The sequence below is a fragment of the Mycolicibacterium austroafricanum genome (assembly GCF_902705885.1).
GTDB classification, from domain to species: Bacteria; Actinomycetota; Actinomycetes; order Mycobacteriales; family Mycobacteriaceae; genus Mycobacterium; species Mycobacterium vanbaalenii_A.
In genome coordinates, this window is sequence record NZ_CACSIP010000003.1 from 146,904 (window position 1) to 170,146 (window position 23,243).

A 23,243-nucleotide genomic window follows, 5' to 3' on the forward strand; every position below is an offset into this window, starting at 1 on the left:
GGGGCTGTTGGTGGTGTGGGTTCGGTTGAGGGTGACGAGGTGGGTGAGGCTGCCGAGGAGGCTTCGCAGGCTCATGAGGTCGCCGCGGTCGGTGAGGCGGACGCGGAGGCGTTGGTCGCTGGGGTGGACGCCGAAGAACCCGAGCCCGCCACCGAGGAGTCGGTGATAGAAGACGGTGACGGCATCGCGGTCGAGGGTGCTTCTGTAGCTGAGGCATTGAAGGCTGAACCTGACTCAGACGAGGATGAGTCCGAAGAGTCCCTCGACGAGGTTGACGACTCCGGCGAGGCGGCGGCCGAGGACGTCGGGCACACCCCGGATTCACCTGACCCCGACGAGGTTGCCGCCGAAGGTGCTTCTGTAGCTGAGGCTTTGGCCGCTGAGGTCGAGCCAGAACCCGACGATGAGAACTCTGACACGGCCAGCCGGTCCGATTCGCTGACCGGCAGCAACGAGAGCTTCGCCGGCGGTACTTCCTTTCCGTCGGGCGGCAGGGTCCGCCAGTGGCTACGTCGACGCAGGAATCGCTGAGACAGCATTCCCGGCAGGGCAGTGGCGGTGAGCATGAACTACCGGGGAAATTTCATCCGAAAATGTCAGAACTGTCACCGATGTCTTGAGACATGGCACGAAAATGTCAGACCCGTGATCCATAATCGAATGTATGTTCGATCAGCTGTCTCCCGGGGAACTTGTCGCCGTCGTCGAGGATGCACATCGTCTGGAGTCGATGCAGATGGCGCGGAAGCTCGCTGCCGTGGCCCAGCTGTTGGGCCTGCGAGTTGAAGAGGAACTGGCCATTGATGAAGACGCCCGGTCGATGATCGCCGGGTTCGCGCGTACGACGGCGGAGGTGTCGGCAGCGCTGAACATGACCGCTGCCGGCGCACGGCACGTGGTGATGCAGGCCGAGGTGCTGGACTGTCGGCTGCCTCGGCTCGCGGCGTTACTGGCGGCCGGACGGGTGGATTGGGCCACCGTGGAGGTGGTGATCACACGCACCGAGTTGGTCGATGAGGAGAAGTGCGTGGCGTTGGATGCGGTGTTGGCCGACAAGGTCGGTCGGTGGCGGTGCTGGTCGCGGCAGGGGATCATCGACGCTGTCGACCACGAGGTCAAAACCATTGACGCCGATGCGGCCAAGCAGCGTCGGGTAGTGGCCTTCGACGAGCGCGGTGTGAATGTGACTACAGGTCTCGACGGGATGGCCCGGGTGCGGGCCAACATGTCCGCTCAGGCTGGGGCGGCATTCGACAGACGGCTCTCCGAGCTCGCCAAACAGGTGTGCGCCAAGGATCCCCGGACCCTCAAGCAACGCCGTGCCGATGCGGTGGACGCGTTGGTGGACGGGGTGGGCCTGGCCTGCATGTGTGAGAGCCCGGATTGCCAGTACCGCGAGGTGCAATCGCCGGCGCCGGCAACCAGAGCGGTGATGAATGTGATCGCTCCCGCGTCCACGGTGGCCGGGGACGGTCAGGCGCCGGGATATCTGGCCGGCTTCGGGGTGATCGACGCCGATGTGGTGCGTGAGTTGGCCACCGATGCGGTGCACCGACAGGTCGCCCAGCCCTCGGTGAGCGACTGTGAAGCGCTGCGATATCGACCTTCGGCGGCGTTGGACCGCTGGGTTCGTTGCCGGGATCTGACGTGTCGGTTCCCCGGGTGCACAGTGCCGGCAGTGCGATGCGATGTGGACCATACCGAGCCGTTCAACCATGCTGACCCAGCGACGGGCGGGCTGACGGTGCCGTGGAATCTGGCGTGTTACTGCCGAGAACATCACCGAATCAAGACATTTGGCGGCTGGTGTGATCGTCAGCTCGCGGACGGCACGATCGTATGGACCTCCCCGGCCGGACAGACCTATTCGACCAGCCCCGGGGGTGCTGAGGTGTTCCCCGAACTACGCCAGTCCAGGCCGCGATCCGACCGTGATCGCAAGCGGATCGCCGAAGCGCGCAAGCGGCTGGCCGAGCGCCGCCCGGTCAACGAGTATCACCGCTACCGCAATCGCGAGGCGGCCCGGGAGATCGACGGCCGGCAATGGCGCAATCATTTCCGCCGAATGCGGGTGCTGTTTCATGGTGAGACGACTGAGACCAAGCCCAGTAAGAGCCCCTTCGCCAGGTGGGTCAACGACCCAGCTGAACCCGAGGAACTGCCCGCCGACTGGCAGCCGCCGCCACTGACCACCTCAGACCCCGACGAACCACCACCCTTCTGAGGCTGGTCGGGTTCTGGCATGCTGGGGGAATGACGGAGCCCCAGTTCAGTGGCAATGACGGTGGCAATTCCTACCCGCCCCCGCCGCAGCAGCCGGGTTATCCACCGCCGGGCCAGTACCCGCCGCCGGCAGGTCAGTATCCCTATCCCTATATGGACCCGGCTGCGCCCTACGGTCGCCATCCGATGACAGGTGAACCGCTGTCGGAGAAGTCGAAGGTGGTCGCCGGGCTACTGCAGCTGTTGGGCCTGCTGGGGCTGGTCGGCATCGGCCGGATCTATCTCGGTTACACCGGCCTGGGTATCGCGCAGCTGGTCGTCGGACTGATCACCTGCGGTATCGGTGCGGTTATCTGGGGGATCATCGACGCCGTCCTCATCCTCACCGACAAGGTGCGGGATCCGGAGGGACGACCCCTGCGCGATGGCACCTAGCAGCACGTCCAGCCCCACCAGGCTCTACACGGCGCTCGGCACGGGCGCAGTGGTCGCCGGCGGCCTCGCCTACGTGGGCTTCGGCGATCCACACAGCACGAGTTTCGTGTTCCCGCCGTGCCCCTTCAAAGCGCTGACCGGATTGAACTGTCCGGCATGCGGCGGACTCCGGATGACCCACGACCTTCTGCATGGCGACTTGGCGACCGCGTTCGTCGACAACGCTTTCCTGCTCATCGGCCTGCCGCTGCTCTTGGTCTGGGTGCTGGTGCGCCGGAGTCAAGGAAAGCCAGCACTGAACGTTCCCACGTTCATTGTGATCATTTCCGCAGCGGTGACGTGGACCGTGGTGCGCAATCTCCCTGGATTTCCGCTGGTCCCGACAGTTCTCGACGGGTAGCCACCGCTTCGCGCTGATACACTCGATCAACGGGCCGGTGCAGTCCCTGACCAGGAAATTTCAGGACTGCGGAGGCCTATGTCCATGCTGTTTTCGGCATTGCCCGAACCTCAAGGCTTGTACGACCCCGACAACGAGTCGGACTCCTGTGGTGTCGCGATGGTGACCGACATCCGGGGACGCCGATCACATTCCGTCGTGACCGACGGCCTGGTCGCACTGGAGCACCTCGAGCACCGCGGAGCGGCAGGCGCCGAACCCAACAGCGGTGACGGGGCGGGCATTCTCATCCAGCTACCGGTTGACCTGCTGTGTGAGGTCGTCGAATTCGAACTTCCGCCGCCCGCAGACGACGGCGCGAACACTTTCGCCGCCGGGATCTGCTTCCTTCCGCAGGAACCCGGCGCCCGCGCCGCCGCCCGCGACGCTGTCGAAGCCGCCGCCGCAGAGGAGGGACTCGAGGTCCTGGGTTGGCGCGACGTTCCCGTCGACGCCGAGGGCGCCGAGATCGGCGTCACCGCACTGGGCTGTATGCCTCACATGTCCCAGCTCTTTGTCGCCGCGCCCGAACACAAGCTGGCCGGCATCGACCTCGACCGCCGGGTGTTCCCGATGCGAAAGCGTGCCGAGCGCACCGGCGTGTACTTCCCGTCGCTCTCCAGCCGCACCATGGTCTACAAGGGCATGCTTACGACGATGCAACTGCCCCAGTACTTTCCGGACCTGCGTGACAAGCGCTGCGTCAGCGCGATCGCGATCGTGCACAGCCGCTTCAGCACCAACACCTTTCCGTCGTGGCCCCTGGCTCACCCGTTCCGGTTCGTCGCTCACAACGGTGAGATCAACACCGTCCGCGGCAACCGCAACCGGATGCACGCCCGTGAAGCCATGCTGGGCAGCGCACGCATTCCCGGTGACCTGAGCAGACTTTCGCCGATCTGCACGCCCGAGGCGTCCGACTCGGCGTCCTTCGACGAGGTCCTGGAGCTGCTGCATCTCGGTGGGCGCAGCCTTCCCCATGCCGTGTTGATGATGATCCCGGAGGCGTGGGAGAACAACACCTCGATGGATCCTGACGAGCGGGCCTTCTGGCAGTTCCATGCCTCATTGATGGAGCCGTGGGACGGGCCTGCCTGTGTCACCTTCACCGACGGAACGCTCGTCGGAGCTGTCTTGGACCGCAACGGATTACGCCCGGGACGCTGGTGGCGCACGATCGACGACCGCGTCATCCTCGCCAGCGAAAGTGGTGTGCTGGACGTGCCTTCCGCCCAGATCGTGGCCAAGGGGCGCCTGCAGCCGGGCAAGATGTTCCTGATCGACACCGGTGCCGGACGCATCGTGTCCGACGACGAGGTGAAGGCCGAGCTCTCCGCGGCCGAACCCTACGGTGAATGGCTGCACGCCGGACTGCTCGACCTCAAGACGCTGCCCGACCGGGCCCGGGTTGCGCCCAACCATGAATCGGTGGTTCGCCGACAGGTTGCCTTCGGCTACACCGAGGAGGACCTGCGAATCCTGCTCACGCCGATGGCGGCGTCGGGAGCCGAACCCCTGGGGTCGATGGGCACCGACACCCCGACCGCGGTGCTGTCGCAGCGGTCCAAGCAACTCTATGACTACTTCGTCGAGCTGTTCGCCCAGGTGACCAACCCTCCGCTGGACGCCATCCGCGAAGAAGTGGTCACCTCGATGTCACGAGTCATGGGCCCGGAGCACAACCTGCTCGAACCCACCGCGGCCTCGTGCCGCCAGATCGTGCTGCGCTGGCCGGTCCTCGACAACGACGAACTCAACAAGATCGTCCACATCAACCACGACGGCGAGCAACCGGGCCTGCGCACCGCGGTCTTGCGGGCCCTCTACGACGTCGAACGCGGCGGTGACGGCCTGGCTGAAGCCATCGAAGACCTCAGGCTGCGGGCCTGCGATGCGATCGCCAAAGGTGCCCGGACGCTGGTTATCTCGGACCGGGATTCCGACCACACCAAAGCCCCGATTCCGTCATTGCTCGCTGTGTCGGCGGTACACCACCACCTGGTGCGTACCAAGCAACGCACCACGGTCGCCCTCGTGGTCGAGACCGGTGACGCCCGCGAGGTCCACCACATTGCGATGCTGATCGGGTTCGGTGCCGCTGCGGTCAACCCCTATCTGGCCTTCGAGTCCATCGAGGACCTCATCCGTGAGGGTGAGCTCACCGGGATCGAGGTGGCCACCGCGGTTCGCAACTACCTCAAGGCGCTGGGCAAGGGTGTCATGAAGGTGATGAGCAAGATGGGCATCTCCACGGTCGCCTCTTACACCGGTGCGCAAGCCTTCGAAGCAGTCGGGATCGACAAGGCCGTCATCGACGAGTACTTCAGCGGCACCCCCTCGCAACTCGGCGGAATCGGCCTCGACGTGATCGCCGAAGAGGTCAAACTGCGTCATCGCCGTGCCTACCCGGAGAATCCCACCGAACGGGTGCACCGACGTCTGGAGGTCGGTGGCGAGTACGCCTTCCGGCGCGAAGGCGAACTGCACCTCTTCACGCCCGAAGTGGTTTTCCTGCTCCAACATTCGACGCGCACCCGACGCTACGAGGTCTTCCAGAACTATTCCGACGAGGTGAACCGGCTGGCGCGGGAAGGCGGTGCGCTGCGGGGGCTGTTCGAGTTCCGAAAGGACCTTCGGCCGCCGGTGCCGTTGGAGGAGGTCGAACCGGTCGAGTCCATCGTCAGCAGGTTCAACACCGGCGCGATGAGCTACGGCTCGATCTCTGCGGAAGCCCACGAGACGATGGCGGTCGCGATGAACAACCTCGGCGGCCGGTCGAACAGCGGTGAGGGCGGCGAGGACGTCGACCGCCTGTACGACCCGAGCCGCCGCAGCGCCGTCAAGCAGGTTGCCTCCGGTCGCTTCGGGGTCACCAGTGACTACCTGGTGAACGCCACCGACATCCAGATCAAGATGGCTCAGGGTGCCAAACCCGGTGAGGGCGGTCAGCTCCCCGGCTACAAGGTGTATCCCAACATCGCCAAGACCCGACACTCCACCCCGGGCGTCGGCCTCATCTCGCCGCCGCCGCACCACGACATCTATTCCATCGAGGACCTGGCCCAGCTGATCCACGACCTGAAGAACGCCAACTCCGAGGCCCGCATCCACGTCAAGCTGGTCAGCTCGGTGGGAGTGGGCACCGTCGCGGCCGGGGTGTCGAAGGCGCATGCCGACGTGGTCCTGATCTCCGGCTACGACGGCGGCACCGGTGCAGCGCCGCTGACCAGCCTCAAACACGCAGGGGCGCCGTGGGAGATCGGGTTGGCCGACACCCAGCAGACCCTCGTTCTCAACGGCCTGCGCGATCGGATCACCGTGCAGTGCGACGGCGGCATGCGCACCGCGCGCGACGTGGTCGTCGCCGCGCTGCTGGGCGCCGAGGAGTTCGGCTTCGCCACCGCGCCGCTGGTGGTGGCCGGGTGCATCATGATGCGGGTGTGTCACCTCGACACCTGCCCGGTGGGGGTTGCCACCCAGAACCCGGAGCTGAGGGCGCGGTTCAACGGCAAGCCTGAATTCGTCGAGAACTTCTTCCGGTTCATCGCCGAGGACATCCGAAAGTACCTGGCCGAACTCGGGTTCCGCAGTATCGACGAAGCAGTCGGGCACGCCGAGGTTCTCGACACCGATATCGGTGTGGCGCACTGGAAGAGCAAGGGCCTGGATCTGACCCCGATCTTCGCGGTCCCCACGGACACCCACGGCGCCCGGTTGACGCAGCGCAGGAGGGTGCGGGGCCAGGATCACGGCCTCGACCACGCTCTCGACCGCACCCTGATCCAGCTCGCCGAAGGGGCACTCGAGGACGCGCATCCGATGCGCCTGGATCTGCCCATCCGCAATGTCAACCGCACGGTGGGAACGCTGCTCGGCAGCGAGGTCACCAGGCGTTACGGGGCGCAGGGGCTACCGGAGGACACCATCCACGTGACGCTCACCGGCTCGGCGGGCCAGTCTCTGGGTGCATTCCTGCCGCCCGGGATCACCCTCGAGCTCATCGGTGACGCCAACGACTATGTGGGCAAGGGGCTTTCGGGAGGAAAGGTGATCGTCAGACCTCAGGACGATGTGCTCTTTCTGCCGGAGGACAACGTGATCGCAGGCAACACCCTGCTCTACGGTGCGACCTCGGGGGAGGTGTATCTGCGCGGACAGGTCGGCGAACGGTTCGCCGCGCGCAATTCCGGAGCGCTGGCCGTCGTCGAAGGTGTCGGCGACCACGCCTGCGAGTACATGACAGGCGGCCGCGTCGTGGTGCTCGGCCGAGTCGGTCGGAACATGGCCGCGGGCATGTCCGGCGGGATCGCGTTCGTCCTGGGCCTCGAACCCAAGCGGGTGAACACCGACATGGTGGAGTTGCAGCGCCTCGACCCGGAGGACCTGGTGTGGTTGCGTGCGGTGATCACGCAGCACGCGCGTCACACCGGCAGCACGGTGGCCACATCGGTGCTCTCGGACTGGCCACGGCGCAGTGCGCAATTCACCAAAGTCATGCCGCGCGACTACCAGCGCGTGCTGCAGGCGACCCGGATGGCGAAAGCCGAGGGCCGCGACGTCGACGCTGCGATCATGGAGGCGAGCCGTGGCTGATCCACATGGTTTTCTCGAGGTGCACCGGGTCGAAGCGACCAAGCGTCCGGTCGACGAGCGGGTCGGCGACTGGCGCGAGGTGTACGAACAGCAGGATCCCCACCAGCGTGCCGGCGAGGTGTCCCAGCAGGCCCGCCGCTGCATGGACTGCGGTATCCCGTTCTGCCACTCCGGGACTGCCGGATGCCCGCTGGGCAACCTGATCCCTGAATGGAACGACCTGGTCCGGCGGGGGCGTTGGGACGCGGCCAGCGACCGGTTGCACGCCACCAACAATTTCCCCGAGTTCACCGGCCGGTTGTGTCCTGCCCCGTGCGAGGCCGCGTGTGTGTTGTCGATCGCCGAAGAGCAGACCGGTGGCAGTGTGACGATCAAACGGATCGAGCAGACGATCGCCGACCAGGCGTGGATGGACGGCATCATCGAACCGCAGCCCGCGGCAATCTCCACCGGTAAACGCGTCGCGGTCGTCGGCTCCGGTCCCGCGGGTCTTGCTGCGGCGCAGCAACTCACCCGGGCCGGTCATGACGTTACCGTCTACGAGCGTGACGACCGGATCGGCGGGCTGATGCGATACGGCATCCCCGAGTACAAGCTGGAGAAGTCCATACTCAACCAGCGTCTCGCCCAGATGCGAGCCGAAGGAACACGTTTCGTCACCGACTGTGAGGTGGGAGTCGACCTGCCCATCGAACAGCTGCGAGCCCAGAACGATGCCGTCGTGCTGGCGGTCGGAGCGCTGCGCGCCCGCGACAACGAGGTCGAGGGACGGGACCTGGCCGGCGTGCACCTGGCGATGGAGCACCTGGTGCCCGCCAACAAGGAATGCGAGGGCGACGGTGCCAGCGAGATCTCTGCGGCGGGCAAGCACGTCGTCATCATCGGCGGCGGCGACACCGGCGCGGACTGCCTGGGCACCGCACACCGGCAGGGCGCCGCGTCGGTGACCCAGCTGGACTACAACCCCGAACCGCCCGAGCTGCGCGACGACTCGCGGTCGCCGTGGCCGACGTGGCCGATCGTGCTGCGGACCCGTCTGTCGCCCGCCCACGCCGAAGGCGGTGACCGCCGCTATCAGGTGGCGGTGCAACGTTTCCTCGGCGACGAGCAGGGCAACCTCCGGGCCGTGGAGATCGCCGAGGTCAAGGTCGAGCGCGACGAATCCGGACGGCGCCACATCGTGCCGGTCGGGGACTCGTTGGAGATCCCATGTGAGCTGGCACTGCTGGCGATCGGTTTCGACGGCGTGGAGCACATGCCGCTGTTGGACGGTCTGGGGCTGGAGCTCAACCGCCGCGGGGCGGTGCCGTGCGGGCAGGACTGGCAGACCACCGCCCCTGGGGTCTTCGTCTGCGGTGACGCCCACCGCGGCGCCTCGCTGATCGTGTGGGCGATCGCGGAGGGCCGCAGCGCCGCGCATGCCGTCGACAGCTACCTGATGGGGGAGTCGGACCTTCCCGCGCCGGTCAGGCCCGGTGCACTGCCGCTGGCCGTCGTCTGAATCGATTAACGACTATGCTCAACACCCGTGAATAGACGCGGAAAGATCGTCTGTACGCTCGGCCCCGCCACTGCCTCGGACGAGGCGATCAGGAAGCTGGTCGAGTGCGGAATGGACGTCGCCAGGCTGAACTTCAGCCACGGCGACTACTCCGACCACGAGTCCAACTACAAGCGGGTCCGAGCGGCTTCCGACAGCACCAAACACGCCGTCGGAATCCTGGCTGACCTGCAGGGACCCAAGATCCGGCTGGGTCGGTTCGCCGACGGGCCCGTCGTCTGGGCCAACGGTGAGACGGTGCGGATCACCATCGAGGACTTCGAGGGCAACCACGACCGGGTGTCCACGACCTACAAGCGGCTGGCGCAGGATGCCAGCCCGGGGGACCGGGTGCTGGTCGACGACGGCAACGTCGGCCTGGTGGTGGAGCACATCGACGGCAACGACGTGGTCTGCTCGGTCACCGAAGGCGGCAAGGTCAGCAACAACAAGGGCATGTCGCTGCCCGGGATGAGTGTCTCCGCCCCGGCGCTGTCGGAGAAGGACATCGAAGACCTGGAGTTCGCGCTGCGGCTCGGTGTCGACCTCGTCGCCCTGTCGTTCGTGCGTTCGCCCGCCGACGTCGAACTGGTCCACGAGGTGATGGACCGTGTCGGCCGGCGGGTCCCCGTGATCGCCAAACTCGAAAAGCCGGAAGCCATCGACAACCTCGAGGCGATCGTGCTCGCCTTCGACGCGATCATGGTGGCCCGTGGTGATCTGGGCGTGGAGCTGCCGTTGGAGGAAGTTCCCCTCGTGCAGAAGCGTGCCATCCAGATGGCCAGGGAGAACGCCAAACCCGTCATCGTTGCCACCCAGATGCTGGAATCGATGATCGAGAACTCCCGCCCCACCCGGGCCGAGGCCTCCGACGTGGCCAACGCGGTGCTCGACGGCGCCGACGCGGTGATGCTCTCGGGGGAGACCTCGGTGGGCAAGTTCCCGTTCGAGACCGTCAAGACGATGGCCCGGATCATCAGCGCGGTCGAGGACAACTCGGTCGCGGCGCCACCCCTGACCCACGTGCCACGCACCAAGCGCGGGGTGATCTCCTATGCCGCCCGCGACATCGGCGAACGCCTCGACGCCAAGGCGCTGGTCGCCTTCACCCAATCCGGTGACACGGTGCGCCGGTTGGCCCGGCTGCACACGCCGCTGCCGGTGCTGGCGTTCACCGCGCTACCCGAGGTGCGCAGCCAGCTGGCCCTGACCTGGGGCACCGAGACCTTCGTCGTTCCGCACATCGAGACCACCGACGGCGTGATCCGTCAGGTCGACAAGTCGATGCTGGAGATGGACCGCTACCGGCGCGGGGACCTGGTGGTCATCGTCGCGGGGGCTCCGCCGGGCACAGTAGGCTCCACGAATCTGATCCATGTGCACCGGATCGGGGAGGACGACGTCTAGTCACAGGGGGTAATGCGTGCCGGAGTCAGAGTCGGCCGCCGACTTCGACGAGCTGCTGGCGATACTGCACCTCGATCAGGTCGACGACGACACCTTCACCGGTGCTCATCCCAGCAAGAACCCCATCCGCACCTTCGGCGGTCAGATGATGGCGCAGGCGTTCGTCGCCGCCGGCCGCACCCTCGCCAACCCGTTGACGCCGAGCGCGCTGTCCGCGCACTTCATCGCCGGCGGGGACCCCGCGCTCGACCTGGAGTTCCACGTCGTCCGGCTGCGCGACGAACGCCGGTTCGCCAACCGGCGCGTCGACGTCATGCAGAAGGGGCAGTTGCTGACCACCGCGATGGTGTCCTACCTGACCGGTGGCAGCGGACTCGAGCACGGCGCCGAACCGCCGTCGCCGGACGATCCCGATGAGCTGCCGCCGATCGATGAACTGCTGCGTGGTTACGAGGACGTGGTGCCGCACTTCGCGAACGCGCTGCGCCCGATCGAGTGGCGCTACACCAACGATCCGGCGTGGGTGATGCGGGACAAGGGCGACCGGCTCACCCACAACCGGGTCTGGATGAAGGCCCGCGGTGTGATGCCCGACGATCCCGTGTTGCACGGCGCCGCGCTGGTGTACTCGTCGGACACCACGGTGCTGGACTCGATCATCACCACCCACGGGTTGTCGTGGGGGCACGACCGCATCTTTGCCGTCACCACCAACCACTCGGTGTGGTTCCACCGGCCGCTGCGGTTCGACGACTGGGTGCTGTACTCGACGAGGTCACCGGTGGCGGCGGACTCGCGCGGTCTGGGGACCGGCCACTTCTACGACCGGTCCGGTCAGCCGCTGGCCACCGTCGTGCAGGAGGGGATCGTCAAGTACTTCCCGCCACGCAAGTCGGGCGCGAGGCCTACGGCGTCGGGCTGACCGTGACGGAGAACTGGTCTTCCACCCGCTGCGTGAACTCGTTGGCGCAGTCCTCGATGGCCTGCTGGTCGGATCCGGCTCGGCTGATGCAGTCGATGTAGTCGCCGCCGCCGACCTCGTTGAAGCCCCACACCGCGAAGGCGATCGCGGCGATGGAAACCAGGATGCTCAGAGCGCCCAGGACGATCCCGGCGGTCGCGATGCCGCCGTTGGTGGCCTCGCCGCGGTTGACTCGGCCACGGCCCAGAAAACCGAGGATGATCGCCACCACTCCGAGGACGATGCCGCCGAAGACGGTGAACAGACTGACGATCGCGACCACGAGTGACGCCACGCCCAGGCCGTTCTTGGGCGCCGACGGGGCGGGCGGGGGATAGCCGCCGTACGAGCCGTACGAGCCGTACGAGCCGTATGGCGGGGGATAGCCGCCCGGGTACGCGCCGTACTGGGGAGGAGGAGGCGGCGGTTCGCTCATGCCGGTGAGATTACTCGCTGGACAGCGAGGGCGACGGTGGTACAGACGGCTCTGCCGGGCAGCGTCTCGGGCAGGTGGTGGGTGGCGACGACCACGGTACGGTCCGCGGGGAACATCGCTCCGGGCGTGAGCAGGTCGACCAGGATCTGGTCGGCATCGGTGCTGTCGAGGTGCTCGGTCGGCTCGTCCAGGAGCAGGGTGGACGCCGTCGACAGCAGCGCCCGCGCCAGCAACAGCCGGCGGCGTTGCCCCGCGGACACCGCGGCCGCGCCGCCGACGAGGACGGTGGACAACCCGTCGGGCAGCCCGTCCAGCCAGCTGCCGAGTCCGCTCTTGTGCAGTGCACAGCGAAGTTCGTCGTCAGTGGCATCACCGCGGGCGACCAGCAGGTTGTCGCGCACTGTGGTGGCGAACAGGTGCGCGTCCTCGGCGAAGAACACGCCCTGCGGTGCGGTGCCCGGCAGCAGACCCGCCGTCTGCATCAGCAGCGTGGTCTTGCCGCAACCGCTCGGGCCGACCACGGCGACCCGGGCGCCCGGCGCCAGCTCCAGCGGAGCCACCACCGGGCGGCGATCGTCATCGGGGGCTGTTTCCAGTGCCAGCAGCCGCTGGGCGGCGATACGGGCCCGGGTCAGTGCCACCGCCGCACCGGGCAGCGTCGCCGTGGCTTCGAATGCCGACAGCGGCAGCAGCATCAGGATCGCGACGGTGGTCGGGGCGACGGAGTCGGACAGCGTGATGCCGGCGATCAGTGCGCCGATCACGCTGATCCCGACCGCGGCAGTGGGCGCCGCCCCCGCCACGGCGGCGGGAGCGGCGGCCCGGTCGATGGCGCGTCCCCATCGGCGTTGCTCGTCACCGGACTCGGTGAGGACACCGGCGAGCCTGCCGCTCACCCGCAGTTCGGGGGCGTGCTCGAGGGCGAGCATCGCCGCGGTGTCCCGGCGTGCGTGGTGCTCGACCGCCACCGTCTCGGCCGCTGAGGCGGCCCGTGCGGCCAGCGCCGGGGCGAGCACTCCCGCGATCACCAGGCAGGCGGCCAGCACCACGGCGGCACCCGGGGAGATCACCGCGATCACCGCGACCGCCGCCACTCCGAGAACCGCGGCCACGCAGCTCGGCACCACGGCGCGCACCAGCACGTCGGAAAGGTCGTCGACGTTGGAACCGACCCGCGCCACCAGGTCACCGCTGTGCCGCCGCATGACAGCGTCCACCGGGCCGGTGGCCAGCCGACTGAAGAGCTGCTCACGGGCGGTGCTCGCAGCGCGTAGCGCGGTGTCGTGCGACGCCAGCCGTTCGCAGTAGCCCAGCACGCCGCGTGAAATGCCCAGTGCGCGGACCGCCACCACGGCGACCGTGAGGTGCAGCACCGGCGGCATCTCCCACGCTCTGGTGATCAGCCACGCAGCCACCCCGGCCAGCGCCAGCGCGCTGCCCAGAGACCCCGCCCCGAACCCGACGGCGATCAGCACCCGGGGCAGTCGCGGCCGCAGCAGGCTCCAGGCCCTGGCCTCAAGGCGCGACACGAACGGCTCCCAGGTCGATGACGTCGTCGCCGATGGCCAGCACCGGCCCGCGGTGCCCCACGACGATCACCGTGGCGCCGTCGGCGGCCCGTGCGCTGATCGCGCGCAGCACCCGGTCCTCGGTCGGCGCGTCGAGGTGGGCGGTGGGTTCGTCGAGGAGCAGCACCGGCGCCGCGCAGCCGAGCACCCGCGCCAACCCGAGGCGCTGCCGCTGGCCCAACGACAGGCCGACGCCGCCGCGCCCGATCACGGTCTGCAGCCCGTCGGGCAGGTCGGCGACGACGTCGTCGAAGCAGGCCAGCCGACACGCCGCCGTCAGGTCGGGCAGCGGGCCGAACAGTTCCAGGTTCTGTTGCACGGTGCCGGGAATCAGCACCGGCCGCTGGGGCAGCCACCCGATCTTGGACCACCATCGCGCGAGATCCAGCTCGGCGACCTCGACACCGTTGACCCTGATCGCTCCCACGGGTTCCAGCCCGAGGATCGTCTGCAGCAACGTGGTCTTACCGATCCCGTTCGGACCGGTCAGCACCGTCACCTCGCCGGGCCGCGCCGCTCGATCCTCGATCTGCACCGTCACCGGCGCGACCACGTCCTGGGTGCCCGTCGGGGGCGAAGCGGTCGCATCGATGAACTGAAATGCCGCCTCCACAGCCGTTTTTCCGTCCTGGGCGGAGTGGAATGCCGCACCGACGCGCCGCAGCGGCCAGAAGACCTCCGGCGCCAGCAGCAGCGCGGTCAGGCCCGCTACCAGCGTCATCTCGCCGTACACCAGTCGCATGCCGACGCTGACCGCCACCAGCGCCACCCCGAGGGTCGCGAGCAGTTCGAGTACCAACGCCGAGAGGAAGGCGATCCGCATCGTCGCCATCGCCGAACGGCGATGTGCCTCACCGAGTTCAGCGATGCGGACCACCGACCCCTGGGCACGTCCGAATGCGCGCAGCGTGGGCAGGCCGGCCACAAGGTCGAGCAGTCGGGATTGCAGCGTCGACATCGCGGTCAGGGCGGCCGCAGACCTCTCCGCGGTCGCCAGGCCGATCAGCACCATGAAGATCGGGATCAGCGGCAGCGCGATCAGCACGATCACTGCTGACTGCCAGTCGAACACAGCGATCACCGCGGCGGTGGCCGGGGTGAGGATCGCGGCGAGGAACAGTGACGGCAGGTATGTCGTGAAATACAGCCGCAATCCGTCCAGTCCGCGGGTCACGACGACGGCGGCGTCATCGCGGCGCCGCGCGAGCTCACGCGGTGGCAGAGCGGTGGCGGTGGTCAGCACCTGATCGGTCAGATCGGCGATCACCGAGCTCGCGCCGCGCTGCGCGAGCCTGCCCTGCAGCCACTGGATCAGGGTGCGGACGGTCCACAACGCCGACAGGACGACGATGGGGCCGACGTGCTGGTCGAGTGCGCGGGACGCGGGGTCGGTGATGACCTCGGCGACGATGCCGGCGAGCACCACCGCCGAGGAAATGGTGCACGCCGCGGTCAGCACACCGCACACCGTCGTGGCGACCAGGAACCGCCGCATCGCTCCAGAGACCCGCCACAGTCGCGGGTCTATCGGGGCGCGCGAGGCAGATTCCGGTTCGGTCGTCAGTTCGGGCGCCTCGACAATCCGATGGACTCGGGTATGCCGTCCGCGCTGATCCGCTTGCGGAACACCCAGTAGGACCAGGCCTGGTACCCGATCACCAGCGGGAGCAGCGCCAGCGATGCCCATGTCATGATCCGCAGCGTGTACGGGGTCGACGAGCCGTTCTCGATGGTGACGTTCCAATCGGCGTTCAGGGTGGAGGGCAACAGGTTCGGGTACATCGACCCGAAGATCAGCACCGCCACCGCGACGATGACGAGCACCATCGACGCGAAAGCCCAGCCTTCCCGGGTGCCGCGCCACACCAGGGCGACCGACACCAGCAACGCCACCACCGCGACGCCCAGTGCCAGCCACGTCCACGACTTCCCGTAGCCGAGTTGGGTCCACAGCCCGAAACCGCCGGCGAGCACGATCGCCGGGACCGACAACCCTCGGCCGAACCGCAACGCATCCTCACGAAGAACCCCGGAGGTCTTCAGCGCGATGAACACCGATCCGTAGAACGCGAACAACGAGGCGGTGGCCAGTCCGCCGAGCAGCGTGTACGGGTTGAGCACGTCACCGACACCGGCAAGGGATTGCCCGCCGGCGTCGATGGGAAGGCCGCGCAACAGGATCGCGAAGGCCACCCCCCACAGGATGGCGGGCAGCCACGAACCCAGTGCGATGCCGATGTCGGCCCAACGGCGCCACTGTGGATCGTTGATCTTGCCGCGCCACTCGATTCCGACGATGCGCAGGATCATCCCGAAAAGGATTGCCAGCAGAGGGAGATAGAGCGCCGAGAACAGCGTGGCATACCAGTTGGGAAAAGCCGCGAACATCGCGGCGCCGGCGGTGATCAGCCACACCTCGTTGCCGTCCCAGACGGGCCCGATGGTGTTGAGCACCGCGCGCCGACGATCATCGGGATCGCCTTCGCCGCTCGAGCCCAGCGGGGCCATCAACATGCCCACCCCGAAGTCGAATCCCTCGAGCACCAGAAAACCCAGGAACAGCACGGCGATCAGGTAGAACCACAGTTCGTGAAGTGGCACGACGATCTCCTAGTAGGCGAAAGACAACGGTGCGACGTCGTCCTTGTCGGGTGGTGTCGGCGGGGCCGGCTCTGAGTCATGCTCCTGCGGGCCTTCGGTGACGTAGCGGCGCATCAGGTAGAACCACACCACCGCCAGGGCGCCGTACAGCAGCGTGAACACCCCGAGTGAGAACAGCACCGTCCCGGCGGCGTTGTTGGACACGCCGTCCTGCACCGTCATTCGCACCATCTGGTCGCCCGTCGGGTTGGGCACCACCACCCACGGTTGACGGCCCATCTCGGTGAATATCCAGCCCGCCGAGCTCGCCAGGAACGGTGTCGGGATGGTGAGAATGCCCAACGTGCCGTACCACCGCTGGTCGGGTATCCGTCGCCGCCGGGTGAGCCACAGGGTCAACAGCGAGAACGCTACGGGCACCAGCAGCAGTCCGATCATCGCCCGGAAGGCCCAATAGGTGACGAACAGGTTGGGCCGGTAGTTCCCGGGCCCGAACTGCTGCTCAGCCTGCTGCTGGAGGTCCTCGACTCCCTCCAGGGTCACACCCGAGAACTCGCCCTCGGCCAGGAACGGCAGCACGTAGGGCACCTCGATGACGCGGGTGATGCTGTCACAGTTGTTGTGCGTACCCACGGTCAGGATCGAGAAGTCGGGGTCGGTTTCGGTGTGGCACAACGATTCTGCGGACGCCATCTTCATCGGTTGCTGGACGAACATCAGCTTGCCCTGCACGTCTCCGGTTGCCAGCAGACTGACCGCGGCGATCAGCGCGACGACGCTGCCGAGGATCGCCGCAGGACGGTACATGGTCTGCGCCTCGACGCCCTCTCCGGCGCGTGAGCGGACCATCAGCCACGCACAAACCCCGGCCACGAACGCGCCGGCGGTCAGCAGCGACGCACCGATCACGTGGAGGAATGCCCAGATCGCGGTGTTGTTGGTCAGCAGCGCGCCGAAGTCGACGAGCTCGGCCCGGCCGGACTCCGGATTGAATCTGGCACCGACGGGATGCTGCATGAACGAGTTCGCGGCGATGATGAAGAACGCCGAGGCGTTGACGCCGAACGCGACGATCCAGATGCACGCCAGGTGCACCAGCCGCGGAAGCCGGCTCCAGCCGAAGATCCACAACCCGATGAAGGTGGACTCGAAGAAGAACGCGATCAGACCCTCGAACGCCAGCGGCGCACCGAAGATGTCACCGACGAACCGGGAGTACTCACTCCAGTTCATGCCGAACTGGAACTCCTGCACGATGCCGGTGGCCACGCCGATCGCGAAGTTGATCAGGAACAGCTTGCCGAAGAACCGGGTCAATCGATACCAGGCCGGGTTTCCGGTGGCCACCCACACCGTCTGCATGACCGCGATGAGGGGAGCGAGCCCGATGGTCAGTGGCACGAAGATGAAGTGATAGACGGTGGTGATACCGAACTGCCAACGCGACACGTCCAGTGCATCCATGTGCCACTCCCGGGGTTCGACCGATCGACCTACTACATCTACGACAGAGTGTAGTAGCTATTCCGGCCGATGGTGCTAGGGGCTTTTGGCCTCTTGTTCAGGCGATGACGTCGTGACTTCTTCTGTCGGCTCTGTCGGCTCTGTCGGCTCTGTCGGTTCTATCGGTCCGGCCAACGTCTTACTGGCCGCGCGGATGCCGAAGGCCGAGACCGCCTCGAAGACGCCGATCACGATGAGCCAGATGCCGACGACCATGGTCAGCGTCGCCAGCGACTCGAACGGAGAGGCCAGCAGGATCACGCCGGCGATCAGGCTGATCACGCCGATGAAGACCTCCCACCAACGGCCGGGGAGTGTGGGGTCGCTGATCGCCGACACCGCTGTGGCCACGCCACGGAAGATGAAGCCGATCCCGATCCAGATGGCAAGCAGCAGGATGGATTCCTGCAGGCTGCGGAAGCACAGCACAGCCAGGATGAGAGCCGCTGCGCCACTGATGAACAGCAGCACCCGGCCACCGGCCGACACGTGGAGGCTGAACGCGAAGAACACCTGCGAGATGCCGGTGATCAACAGGTAGGCACCGAAGAAGATGGCCGCGACCAGGATGGTGATACCGGGCCAGGCCAGCACCATCACGCCGAGGATCACGGCGAGCACCCCGGAAAACAGTGTGTTCTTCCACAGATGCTGCAACATGCTTGGGGGAGCGGCGGTTTCCATGCGCGAAGTGTCGCACACGCCGCGGGGCCCCAGCTTGATTTCGCAGTACGGCTGTGATGTCTCCACACGGTCGTTAATGTCTCGTTACCGGCGCTGCGCGTCGGGTCATCGGTCGTTAACGTCCTTGGCTGGGGAATACGCGGGGACCCAGGCGCAAGACGCTGACGACCCGAAGCAGAAAGTAGAGGCAACCGTGTTGGGTGAATTCCAAGACCGCCGGCCCAGGTTCTGGCGTATCGCGGCGGCGTTCGCCGCCACCGGCGCCCTGGCTCTGTCGGGTTGTTCGAGCAGTTCTGAGCCCAGCGACCCGTCCGCGCCGACCGAGGCCCCACAGGCCGAGACGGTCGACGCGATCGCACAGACCGTGCCCGAGGACATCAGGTCGGCAGGCACGCTGATCATCGGGGTGAACATCCCTTACGCCCCGAACGAGTTCAAGGATCCCGACGGCAAGATCGTCGGATTCGACGTCGACCTGATGAACGCGATCGCCGGCACCCTGGGGCTGACCCCCGAGTACCGCGAGGCCGACTTTGCCAAGATCATCCCGTCGATCCAGGGCGGTACGTTCGACGTCGGGATGTCGTCGTTCACTGACAGCAAGGAGCGCGAGGAGCAGGTCGACTTCGTCACCTATTTCTCTGCGGGCACCCTGTGGGCGCAGCCGGTCGGCGGAGGCATCGATCCGGAGAACGCATGCGGCAAGAAGGTCGCGGTGCAGGCGACGACGGTCCAGGAGACCGACGAACTGCCCGCCCGCAGTCAGGCGTGCACCGAGGCAGGTCAGCCGCCGATCGAGATCATCCCGTTCGACAGCCAGGATGCCGCGACCAACGCTGTGGTCCTCGGTCAGGCCGACGCGATGTCGGCGGATTCGCCGGTGACGCTGTATGCGATCAAGCAGACCAACGGCAAGCTGGAGCAGGCCGGTGAGGTGTTCGATTCGGCACCCTACGGCTGGCCGGTGGAGAAGGGTTCGCCGCTGGCCCAGTCGCTGTTGCAGGCTCTGGAGCACCTGATCGAGACCGGTACCTACGAAGAGATCGCGGCGAACTGGGGTCTCGAGGAGGGCATGATCGAGAAGCCGGTCATCAACGGCGCGGTCTCCTGACCCGCCGGGGGCAACAGACATGACCGATGTCGGCAAGCCGCCGGAAGCCATCGACGCCGTCCCGTTGCGCCACCCGTGGCGTTGGGTGGCGGCGGTTGTCATCATCGTGCTGGTCGGGCTGTTCCTGTACGGCGCCGCGACCAACCCGGCATACGGGTGGTCGACCTACTCCGAGTACCTGTTCAACGAGCGGATCCTGCTCGGGGTGTTCAACACCCTGCAGCTGACCGTCTACTCGATGGCGATCGGCATCGTGCTCGGGGTGGCGTTGACCGTGATGCGACTGTCGTCCAACCCGGTGCTGGGCGCGGTGTCGTGGGTCTTCCTGTGGATCTTCCGCGGCACCCCGGTGTACGTGCAGCTGGCGTTCTGGGGGCTGTTCCCGACGATCTACCGGAACCTCCAGCTCGGGGTCCCGTTCGGGCCGTCGCTGCTGCAGTTCGACCTGCAGGCCCTGTCCATCCCGTTCGCGCTGGCGATCGTCGGTTTGGCCCTGAACGAAGCCGCCTACATGGCCGAGATCATCCGCGCGGGCATCACCTCGGTGCCAGAAGGGCAGATGGAGGCCTCCACGGCGCTGGGTATGTCGTGGAGCATGGCGATGCGGCGCACGGTGCTCCCGCAGGCGATGCGGGTGATCATCCCGCCGACCGGCAACGAGGTCATCAGCCTGCTCAAGACCACGTCGCTGGTCACCGCGGTGCCGTACTCGTTCGACCTGTACAGCATCGCCACCCGGGAGATCGCCGCGCGGACCTTCGAGCCCGTGCCGCTTCTGATGGTGGCAGCCACCTGGTACCTGGTCATCACCAGCATCCTGATGGTCGGCCAGTACTACCTGGAACGGCACTTCTCCCGAGGCGCGTCCCGCACGCTGACCACCAAGCAACTCGATGCGCTGGCCAAAGCGCAAGGAGGCGATGGCCTGTGACCGTATCCGGAACGTCGCAGCCGATGGTCAAGGCGGAACTCGTCTGCAAGGACTTCGGCGCGCTCAAGGTGCTCAAGGGCATCACTCTCGAAGTCCAGCAGGGCCAGGTGCTGGTGTTGGTGGGCCCCTCCGGGTCCGGTAAATCCACCTTCCTGCGCTGCATCAACCACCTTGAAACCGTCACTGCGGGAAGGCTTTACGTCGACGGCGACCTGGTCGGGTACCGGCAGCGCGGTGACAAACTGTACGAGATGAAACCGGGCGACGTCGCCAAGCAGCGCCGCGAGGTCGGAATGGTGTTCCAGCACTTCAACCTGTTCCCGCACCGCACCGCGCTCGGCAACATCGTCGAGGCGCCAGTACGGGTCAAGGGTGTAAAGAACAGTGTTGCGGTGAAGCGGGGCAAGGATCTGCTGGAGCAGGTGGGGATGGCCGACAAGGCCGACGCCTACCCGGCGCAGTTGTCGGGCGGTCAGCAGCAGCGGGTCGCGATCGCGCGGGCACTGGCGATGGATCCTAAGCTGATGCTGTTCGACGAACCCACCTCGGCACTGGATCCCGAGCTGGTGGGCGAGGTGCTGGCAGTGATGAAAACCCTCGCCTCCGAAGGCATGACGATGATGGTGGTCACCCACGAGATGGGCTTCGCCCGCGAGGTCGCCGACGAGGTGGTGTTCATGGACGCCGGCGTCGTGGTCGAGCGCGGCGACCCCATCGAGGTGATGACCAACCCGCAACACGAACGGACGAAAGCGTTTCTCTCCAAGGTGATGTGACGCCGGACCCGGCCACACCGTTGTGGCGGGCCGCACAGGTGTTTCGTCTGCTCAGTTGCCTCTACGCGCTGGGCTTTCACCTTCTGGTCAACCCGGAACTGGAGCACCCGGCGGCCGGCTGGTTGCTGTTCGCGGTGTTGATCGTGTTCAGCGTCGTGTCCGCCGCCGCGTATCTGCAGGGTTTCGGGCGCAGGCCCGCCTGGGTCCTCACCGAGATCGCCGTCGTCGTGACGCTGATCTTGTTGACCGAACTCATCGCCTCCGATCAGTGGGTCGCGGGCAACCAGTCCTTGCCGACCACGCTGTGGGCGACCAACGCCACGATCTCCGCTGCGATCCAGTTCGGCCCGATCGCCGGCATGCTGACCGGTCTGCTGGTGATGGCGGCCAGCGCCGCGCTCAAGGGATACGTCCACATCGACCTGAGCCGAAACGCGACGATTGTCATCGAGCTGGCGGTCGGCCTTGCGGTCGGAATGGCGGCCCAGACGGCCCGCCGCGCGCACGCCGATCTGGAGCGCGCCACCCGGCTCTCGGCGTCGCTCGAGGAACGGGAGCGGCTGTCCAGGCAGGTTCACGACGGTGCCATCCAGGTGCTGGCTCTGATGGCGCGCCGCGGGCGGGAAATCGGCGGCGAGACCGCCCAACTTGCCGAGCTCGCCGGGGAGCAGGAGCGGGCCCTGCGCCGACTGGTCAGTGCGCGGGGAGCCGAACCGCCGGACGCAGCGACCTCGGACATCGGGGCGCTGTTGCGTCGGCGGGCCTCCGATCGGGTGGCGGTCAGCGTGCCCGCCGACCCGGTCCTGCTCGACTCGGCGGTCGCAGATGAACTGCTCGCCGCGGTGTGCAACGCGCTCGACAACGCCGAGATGCACGCCGGGCCCGGCGCCCATACGTATGTTCTGCTGGAGGATCTCGGTGACTCCGTCACGGTCAGCGTGCGCGACGACGGCGTCGGTATACCTGCGGGCCGCCTTCAGGAGGCTGTCGACCAGGGGCGGGTCGGGATTGCGAAATCGATTGTAGGACGCATGAATTGGTTGGGTGGACGGGCCGAGCTGAACACGGGGTCCGGGTCGGGGACGGAATGGGAGCTGACCGTGCCGAGGCGATCCCGGTGACCGGAGGCGCGACGACCGTGATGGTCGTCGACGATCACCCGATATGGCGCGACGCGGTCGCCAGGGACCTCGCCGACGACGGCTTCGACGTGGTGGCGACCGCCGACGGCGTGGCCTCGGCGAAAAGGCGCGCGGCGGTGGTGCGGCCGGACGTGGTGGTGATGGACATGCGGTTGGCCGATGGCGACGGTGCGCAGGCGACAGCTGAAGTGCTTACGGTGTCCCCGTCCTCGCGCGTCCTGGTGCTCTCGGCGTCCGACGAGCGTGACGACGTCCTCGAGGCGGTGAAGGCGGGTGCCCTCGGGTATCTGGTCAAGAGCGCGTCCAAGCAGGAGCTGGCCGAGGCAGTTCGGGCCACCGCTGCCGGACGGGCCGTTTTCACCCCGGGGCTAGCCGGCCTCGTGCTGGGTGAGTACCGCCGGATCGCCAGGGACTCCGCCGGATCGGCCGAGCCGGCGGTGCCCACGCTGACCGAGCGCGAGACAGAAGTGCTGCGCTATGTCGCCAAGGGGCTGACCGCCAAACAGATCGCGTCGCGGTTGTCGCTGAGCCACCGCACGGTGGAGAACCACGTGCAGGCCACGTTCCGCAAGCTGCAGGTCGGCAACCGGGTGGAGTTGGCGCGGTACGCCATCGAACACGGACTCGACGAGTAGTTGTACTCATCCGTTGTCGGTTTTCCGTTGCGACGATGACGGCATGACCGAACCGCACGCCGCCGTCATCAACCGGCTCTCCGGGGACTTCGCCGCGATGTCCCACCAGTTCGCCAGGGTGTCCGCTGATCTCGCCGCGCTGGATCGGATCCTCGCGGGGGGCCCGGCGGTCCCGGAGCCGCCGGCGCAGTACCGGCCCCGCTACCAGCCGCCGGTGCCACCCCCGCCGGCTTGGCCTCCGCAGCCATCCCCGCCGCC

18 protein-coding genes and 2 pseudogenes are annotated in these 23,243 nt (G+C 67.0%); 14 read left to right on the forward strand and 6 right to left on the reverse strand.

What is annotated here, in order from left to right; genetic code table 11:
* The 8 genes and pseudogenes from BEMPMBAN_RS04165 to BEMPMBAN_RS04200 form a co-directional block, all read left to right on the forward strand.
* Positions 1 to 531: pseudogene (locus BEMPMBAN_RS04165) on the forward strand (hypothetical protein); the annotation flags it as partial.
* A gap of 133 nt (positions 532 to 664) precedes the next feature.
* A complete protein-coding gene (locus BEMPMBAN_RS04170) occupies positions 665 to 2,224 on the forward strand; it encodes an HNH endonuclease signature motif containing protein (RefSeq protein WP_159229121.1) in 1,560 nt (519 codons plus the stop codon).
* A 29-nt stretch (positions 2,225 to 2,253) separates the two neighbouring features.
* On the forward strand, positions 2,254 to 2,658 hold the full coding sequence (locus BEMPMBAN_RS04175; protein ID WP_159229122.1) for an NINE protein: 405 nt from the start codon (positions 2,254 to 2,256) through the stop codon (positions 2,656 to 2,658).
* Positions 2,648 to 3,058, forward strand: coding sequence for a DUF2752 domain-containing protein (locus BEMPMBAN_RS04180; RefSeq protein WP_159229123.1), 411 nt, complete (start codon positions 2,648 to 2,650; stop codon positions 3,056 to 3,058). Before BEMPMBAN_RS04175 ends, BEMPMBAN_RS04180 begins: the two co-directional genes overlap by 11 nt.
* Before the next feature lie 84 nt (positions 3,059 to 3,142).
* Positions 3,143 to 7,690: a glutamate synthase large subunit gene (gene gltB, locus BEMPMBAN_RS04185; RefSeq protein WP_159229153.1), complete on the forward strand. Its 4,548-nt coding sequence runs from the start codon at positions 3,143 to 3,145 to the stop codon at positions 7,688 to 7,690.
* Entirely contained in the window at positions 7,683 to 9,191 is a 1,509-nt protein-coding gene (locus BEMPMBAN_RS04190; RefSeq protein WP_159229124.1) for a glutamate synthase subunit beta, read from the forward strand. The genes gltB and BEMPMBAN_RS04190 overlap by 8 nt, the downstream gene beginning before the upstream one ends.
* Before the next feature lie 27 nt (positions 9,192 to 9,218).
* On the forward strand, positions 9,219 to 10,637 hold the full coding sequence (gene pyk / locus BEMPMBAN_RS04195) for a pyruvate kinase (RefSeq protein WP_159229125.1): 1,419 nt from the start codon (positions 9,219 to 9,221) through the stop codon (positions 10,635 to 10,637).
* 16 nt (positions 10,638 to 10,653) lie between these two features.
* On the forward strand, positions 10,654 to 11,559 hold the full coding sequence (locus tag BEMPMBAN_RS04200) for an acyl-CoA thioesterase II (RefSeq protein WP_159229126.1): 906 nt from the start codon (positions 10,654 to 10,656) through the stop codon (positions 11,557 to 11,559).
* On the opposite strand, the gene BEMPMBAN_RS04205 is transcribed toward BEMPMBAN_RS04200, so the two are convergent.
* From BEMPMBAN_RS04205 to BEMPMBAN_RS04230, 6 genes are all read right to left on the reverse strand, one after another.
* Positions 11,543 to 12,034 carry a DUF4190 domain-containing protein gene (locus BEMPMBAN_RS04205; protein WP_159229127.1) on the reverse strand — a complete coding sequence of 164 codons (492 nt, stop codon included), beginning with the start codon at positions 12,032 to 12,034 and terminating at the stop codon, positions 11,543 to 11,545. The genes BEMPMBAN_RS04200 and BEMPMBAN_RS04205 overlap by 17 nt on opposite strands.
* Entirely contained in the window at positions 12,031 to 13,563 is a 1,533-nt protein-coding gene (locus BEMPMBAN_RS04210) for an ATP-binding cassette domain-containing protein (protein ID WP_159229128.1), read from the reverse strand. The genes BEMPMBAN_RS04205 and BEMPMBAN_RS04210 overlap by 4 nt, the downstream gene beginning before the upstream one ends.
* Complete coding sequence (gene cydD, locus BEMPMBAN_RS04215) at positions 13,550 to 15,097, reverse strand: thiol reductant ABC exporter subunit CydD (protein ID WP_159229129.1); 1,548 nt, start codon at positions 15,095 to 15,097, stop codon at positions 13,550 to 13,552. Before cydD ends, BEMPMBAN_RS04210 begins: the two co-directional genes overlap by 14 nt.
* A gap of 65 nt (positions 15,098 to 15,162) precedes the next feature.
* The gene (gene cydB / locus BEMPMBAN_RS04220; protein WP_159229130.1) at positions 15,163 to 16,203 is read right to left on the reverse strand and encodes a cytochrome d ubiquinol oxidase subunit II; all 1,041 of its coding nucleotides are present in this window, start codon (positions 16,201 to 16,203) and stop codon (positions 15,163 to 15,165) included.
* Between the two features lie 9 nt (positions 16,204 to 16,212).
* Complete coding sequence (locus tag BEMPMBAN_RS04225) at positions 16,213 to 17,667, reverse strand: cytochrome ubiquinol oxidase subunit I (protein WP_159229131.1); 1,455 nt, start codon at positions 17,665 to 17,667, stop codon at positions 16,213 to 16,215.
* Positions 17,668 to 17,742: 75 nt separating this feature from the next.
* Positions 17,743 to 18,390: an HdeD family acid-resistance protein gene (locus BEMPMBAN_RS04230; RefSeq protein ID WP_234897281.1), complete on the reverse strand. Its 648-nt coding sequence runs from the start codon at positions 18,388 to 18,390 to the stop codon at positions 17,743 to 17,745.
* Between the two features lie 193 nt (positions 18,391 to 18,583).
* On the opposite strand from BEMPMBAN_RS04230, the gene BEMPMBAN_RS04235 reads away from it, so the two are divergent.
* The 6 genes and pseudogenes from BEMPMBAN_RS04235 to BEMPMBAN_RS04260 all read left to right on the forward strand — a co-directional run.
* Positions 18,584 to 19,501: an ABC transporter substrate-binding protein gene (locus BEMPMBAN_RS04235; RefSeq protein ID WP_200845866.1), complete on the forward strand. Its 918-nt coding sequence runs from the start codon at positions 18,584 to 18,586 to the stop codon at positions 19,499 to 19,501.
* Between the two features lie 19 nt (positions 19,502 to 19,520).
* Positions 19,521 to 20,432 carry an amino acid ABC transporter permease gene (locus BEMPMBAN_RS04240; RefSeq protein ID WP_159229133.1) on the forward strand — a complete coding sequence of 304 codons (912 nt, stop codon included), beginning with the start codon at positions 19,521 to 19,523 and terminating at the stop codon, positions 20,430 to 20,432.
* Positions 20,433 to 20,455: 23 nt separating this feature from the next.
* A complete protein-coding gene (locus BEMPMBAN_RS04245; protein WP_159229154.1) occupies positions 20,456 to 21,208 on the forward strand; it encodes an amino acid ABC transporter ATP-binding protein in 753 nt (250 codons plus the stop codon).
* Positions 21,205 to 22,329, forward strand: coding sequence for a MacS family sensor histidine kinase (gene macS / locus BEMPMBAN_RS04250; protein WP_234897282.1), 1,125 nt, complete (start codon positions 21,205 to 21,207; stop codon positions 22,327 to 22,329). The genes BEMPMBAN_RS04245 and macS overlap by 4 nt, the downstream gene beginning before the upstream one ends.
* On the forward strand, positions 22,296 to 22,985 hold the full coding sequence (locus tag BEMPMBAN_RS04255; protein WP_159229134.1) for a response regulator: 690 nt from the start codon (positions 22,296 to 22,298) through the stop codon (positions 22,983 to 22,985). Before macS ends, BEMPMBAN_RS04255 begins: the two co-directional genes overlap by 34 nt.
* A gap of 43 nt (positions 22,986 to 23,028) precedes the next feature.
* A pseudogene (locus tag BEMPMBAN_RS04260) lies at positions 23,029 to 23,243 on the forward strand (DUF2339 domain-containing protein); the annotation flags it as partial.

Bases quoted from the DNA above. Each gene is read 5' to 3' on its own strand.
- BEMPMBAN_RS04170 (WP_159229121.1), top strand. From the start codon at position 665: ATGTTCGATCAGCTGTCTCCCGGGGAACTTGTCGCCGTCGTCGAGGAT.
- BEMPMBAN_RS04175 (WP_159229122.1), top strand. From the start codon at position 2,254: ATGACGGAGCCCCAGTTCAGTGGCAATGACGGTGGCAATTCCTACCCG.
- BEMPMBAN_RS04180 (WP_159229123.1), top strand. From the start codon at position 2,648: ATGGCACCTAGCAGCACGTCCAGCCCCACCAGGCTCTACACGGCGCTC.
- gltB (WP_159229153.1), top strand. From the start codon at position 3,143: ATGCTGTTTTCGGCATTGCCCGAACCTCAAGGCTTGTACGACCCCGAC.
- BEMPMBAN_RS04205 (WP_159229127.1), bottom strand. From the start codon at position 12,034: ATGAGCGAACCGCCGCCTCCTCCTCCCCAGTACGGCGCGTACCCGGGC.
- cydD (WP_159229129.1), bottom strand. From the start codon at position 15,097: ATGCGGCGGTTCCTGGTCGCCACGACGGTGTGCGGTGTGCTGACCGCG.
- BEMPMBAN_RS04225 (WP_159229131.1), bottom strand. From the start codon at position 17,667: ATGGATGCACTGGACGTGTCGCGTTGGCAGTTCGGTATCACCACCGTC.
- BEMPMBAN_RS04230 (WP_234897281.1), bottom strand. From the start codon at position 18,390: ATGGAAACCGCCGCTCCCCCAAGCATGTTGCAGCATCTGTGGAAGAAC.
- BEMPMBAN_RS04240 (WP_159229133.1), top strand. From the start codon at position 19,521: ATGACCGATGTCGGCAAGCCGCCGGAAGCCATCGACGCCGTCCCGTTG.
- BEMPMBAN_RS04245 (WP_159229154.1), top strand. From the start codon at position 20,456: ATGGTCAAGGCGGAACTCGTCTGCAAGGACTTCGGCGCGCTCAAGGTG.
- BEMPMBAN_RS04255 (WP_159229134.1), top strand. From the start codon at position 22,296: ATGGGAGCTGACCGTGCCGAGGCGATCCCGGTGACCGGAGGCGCGACG.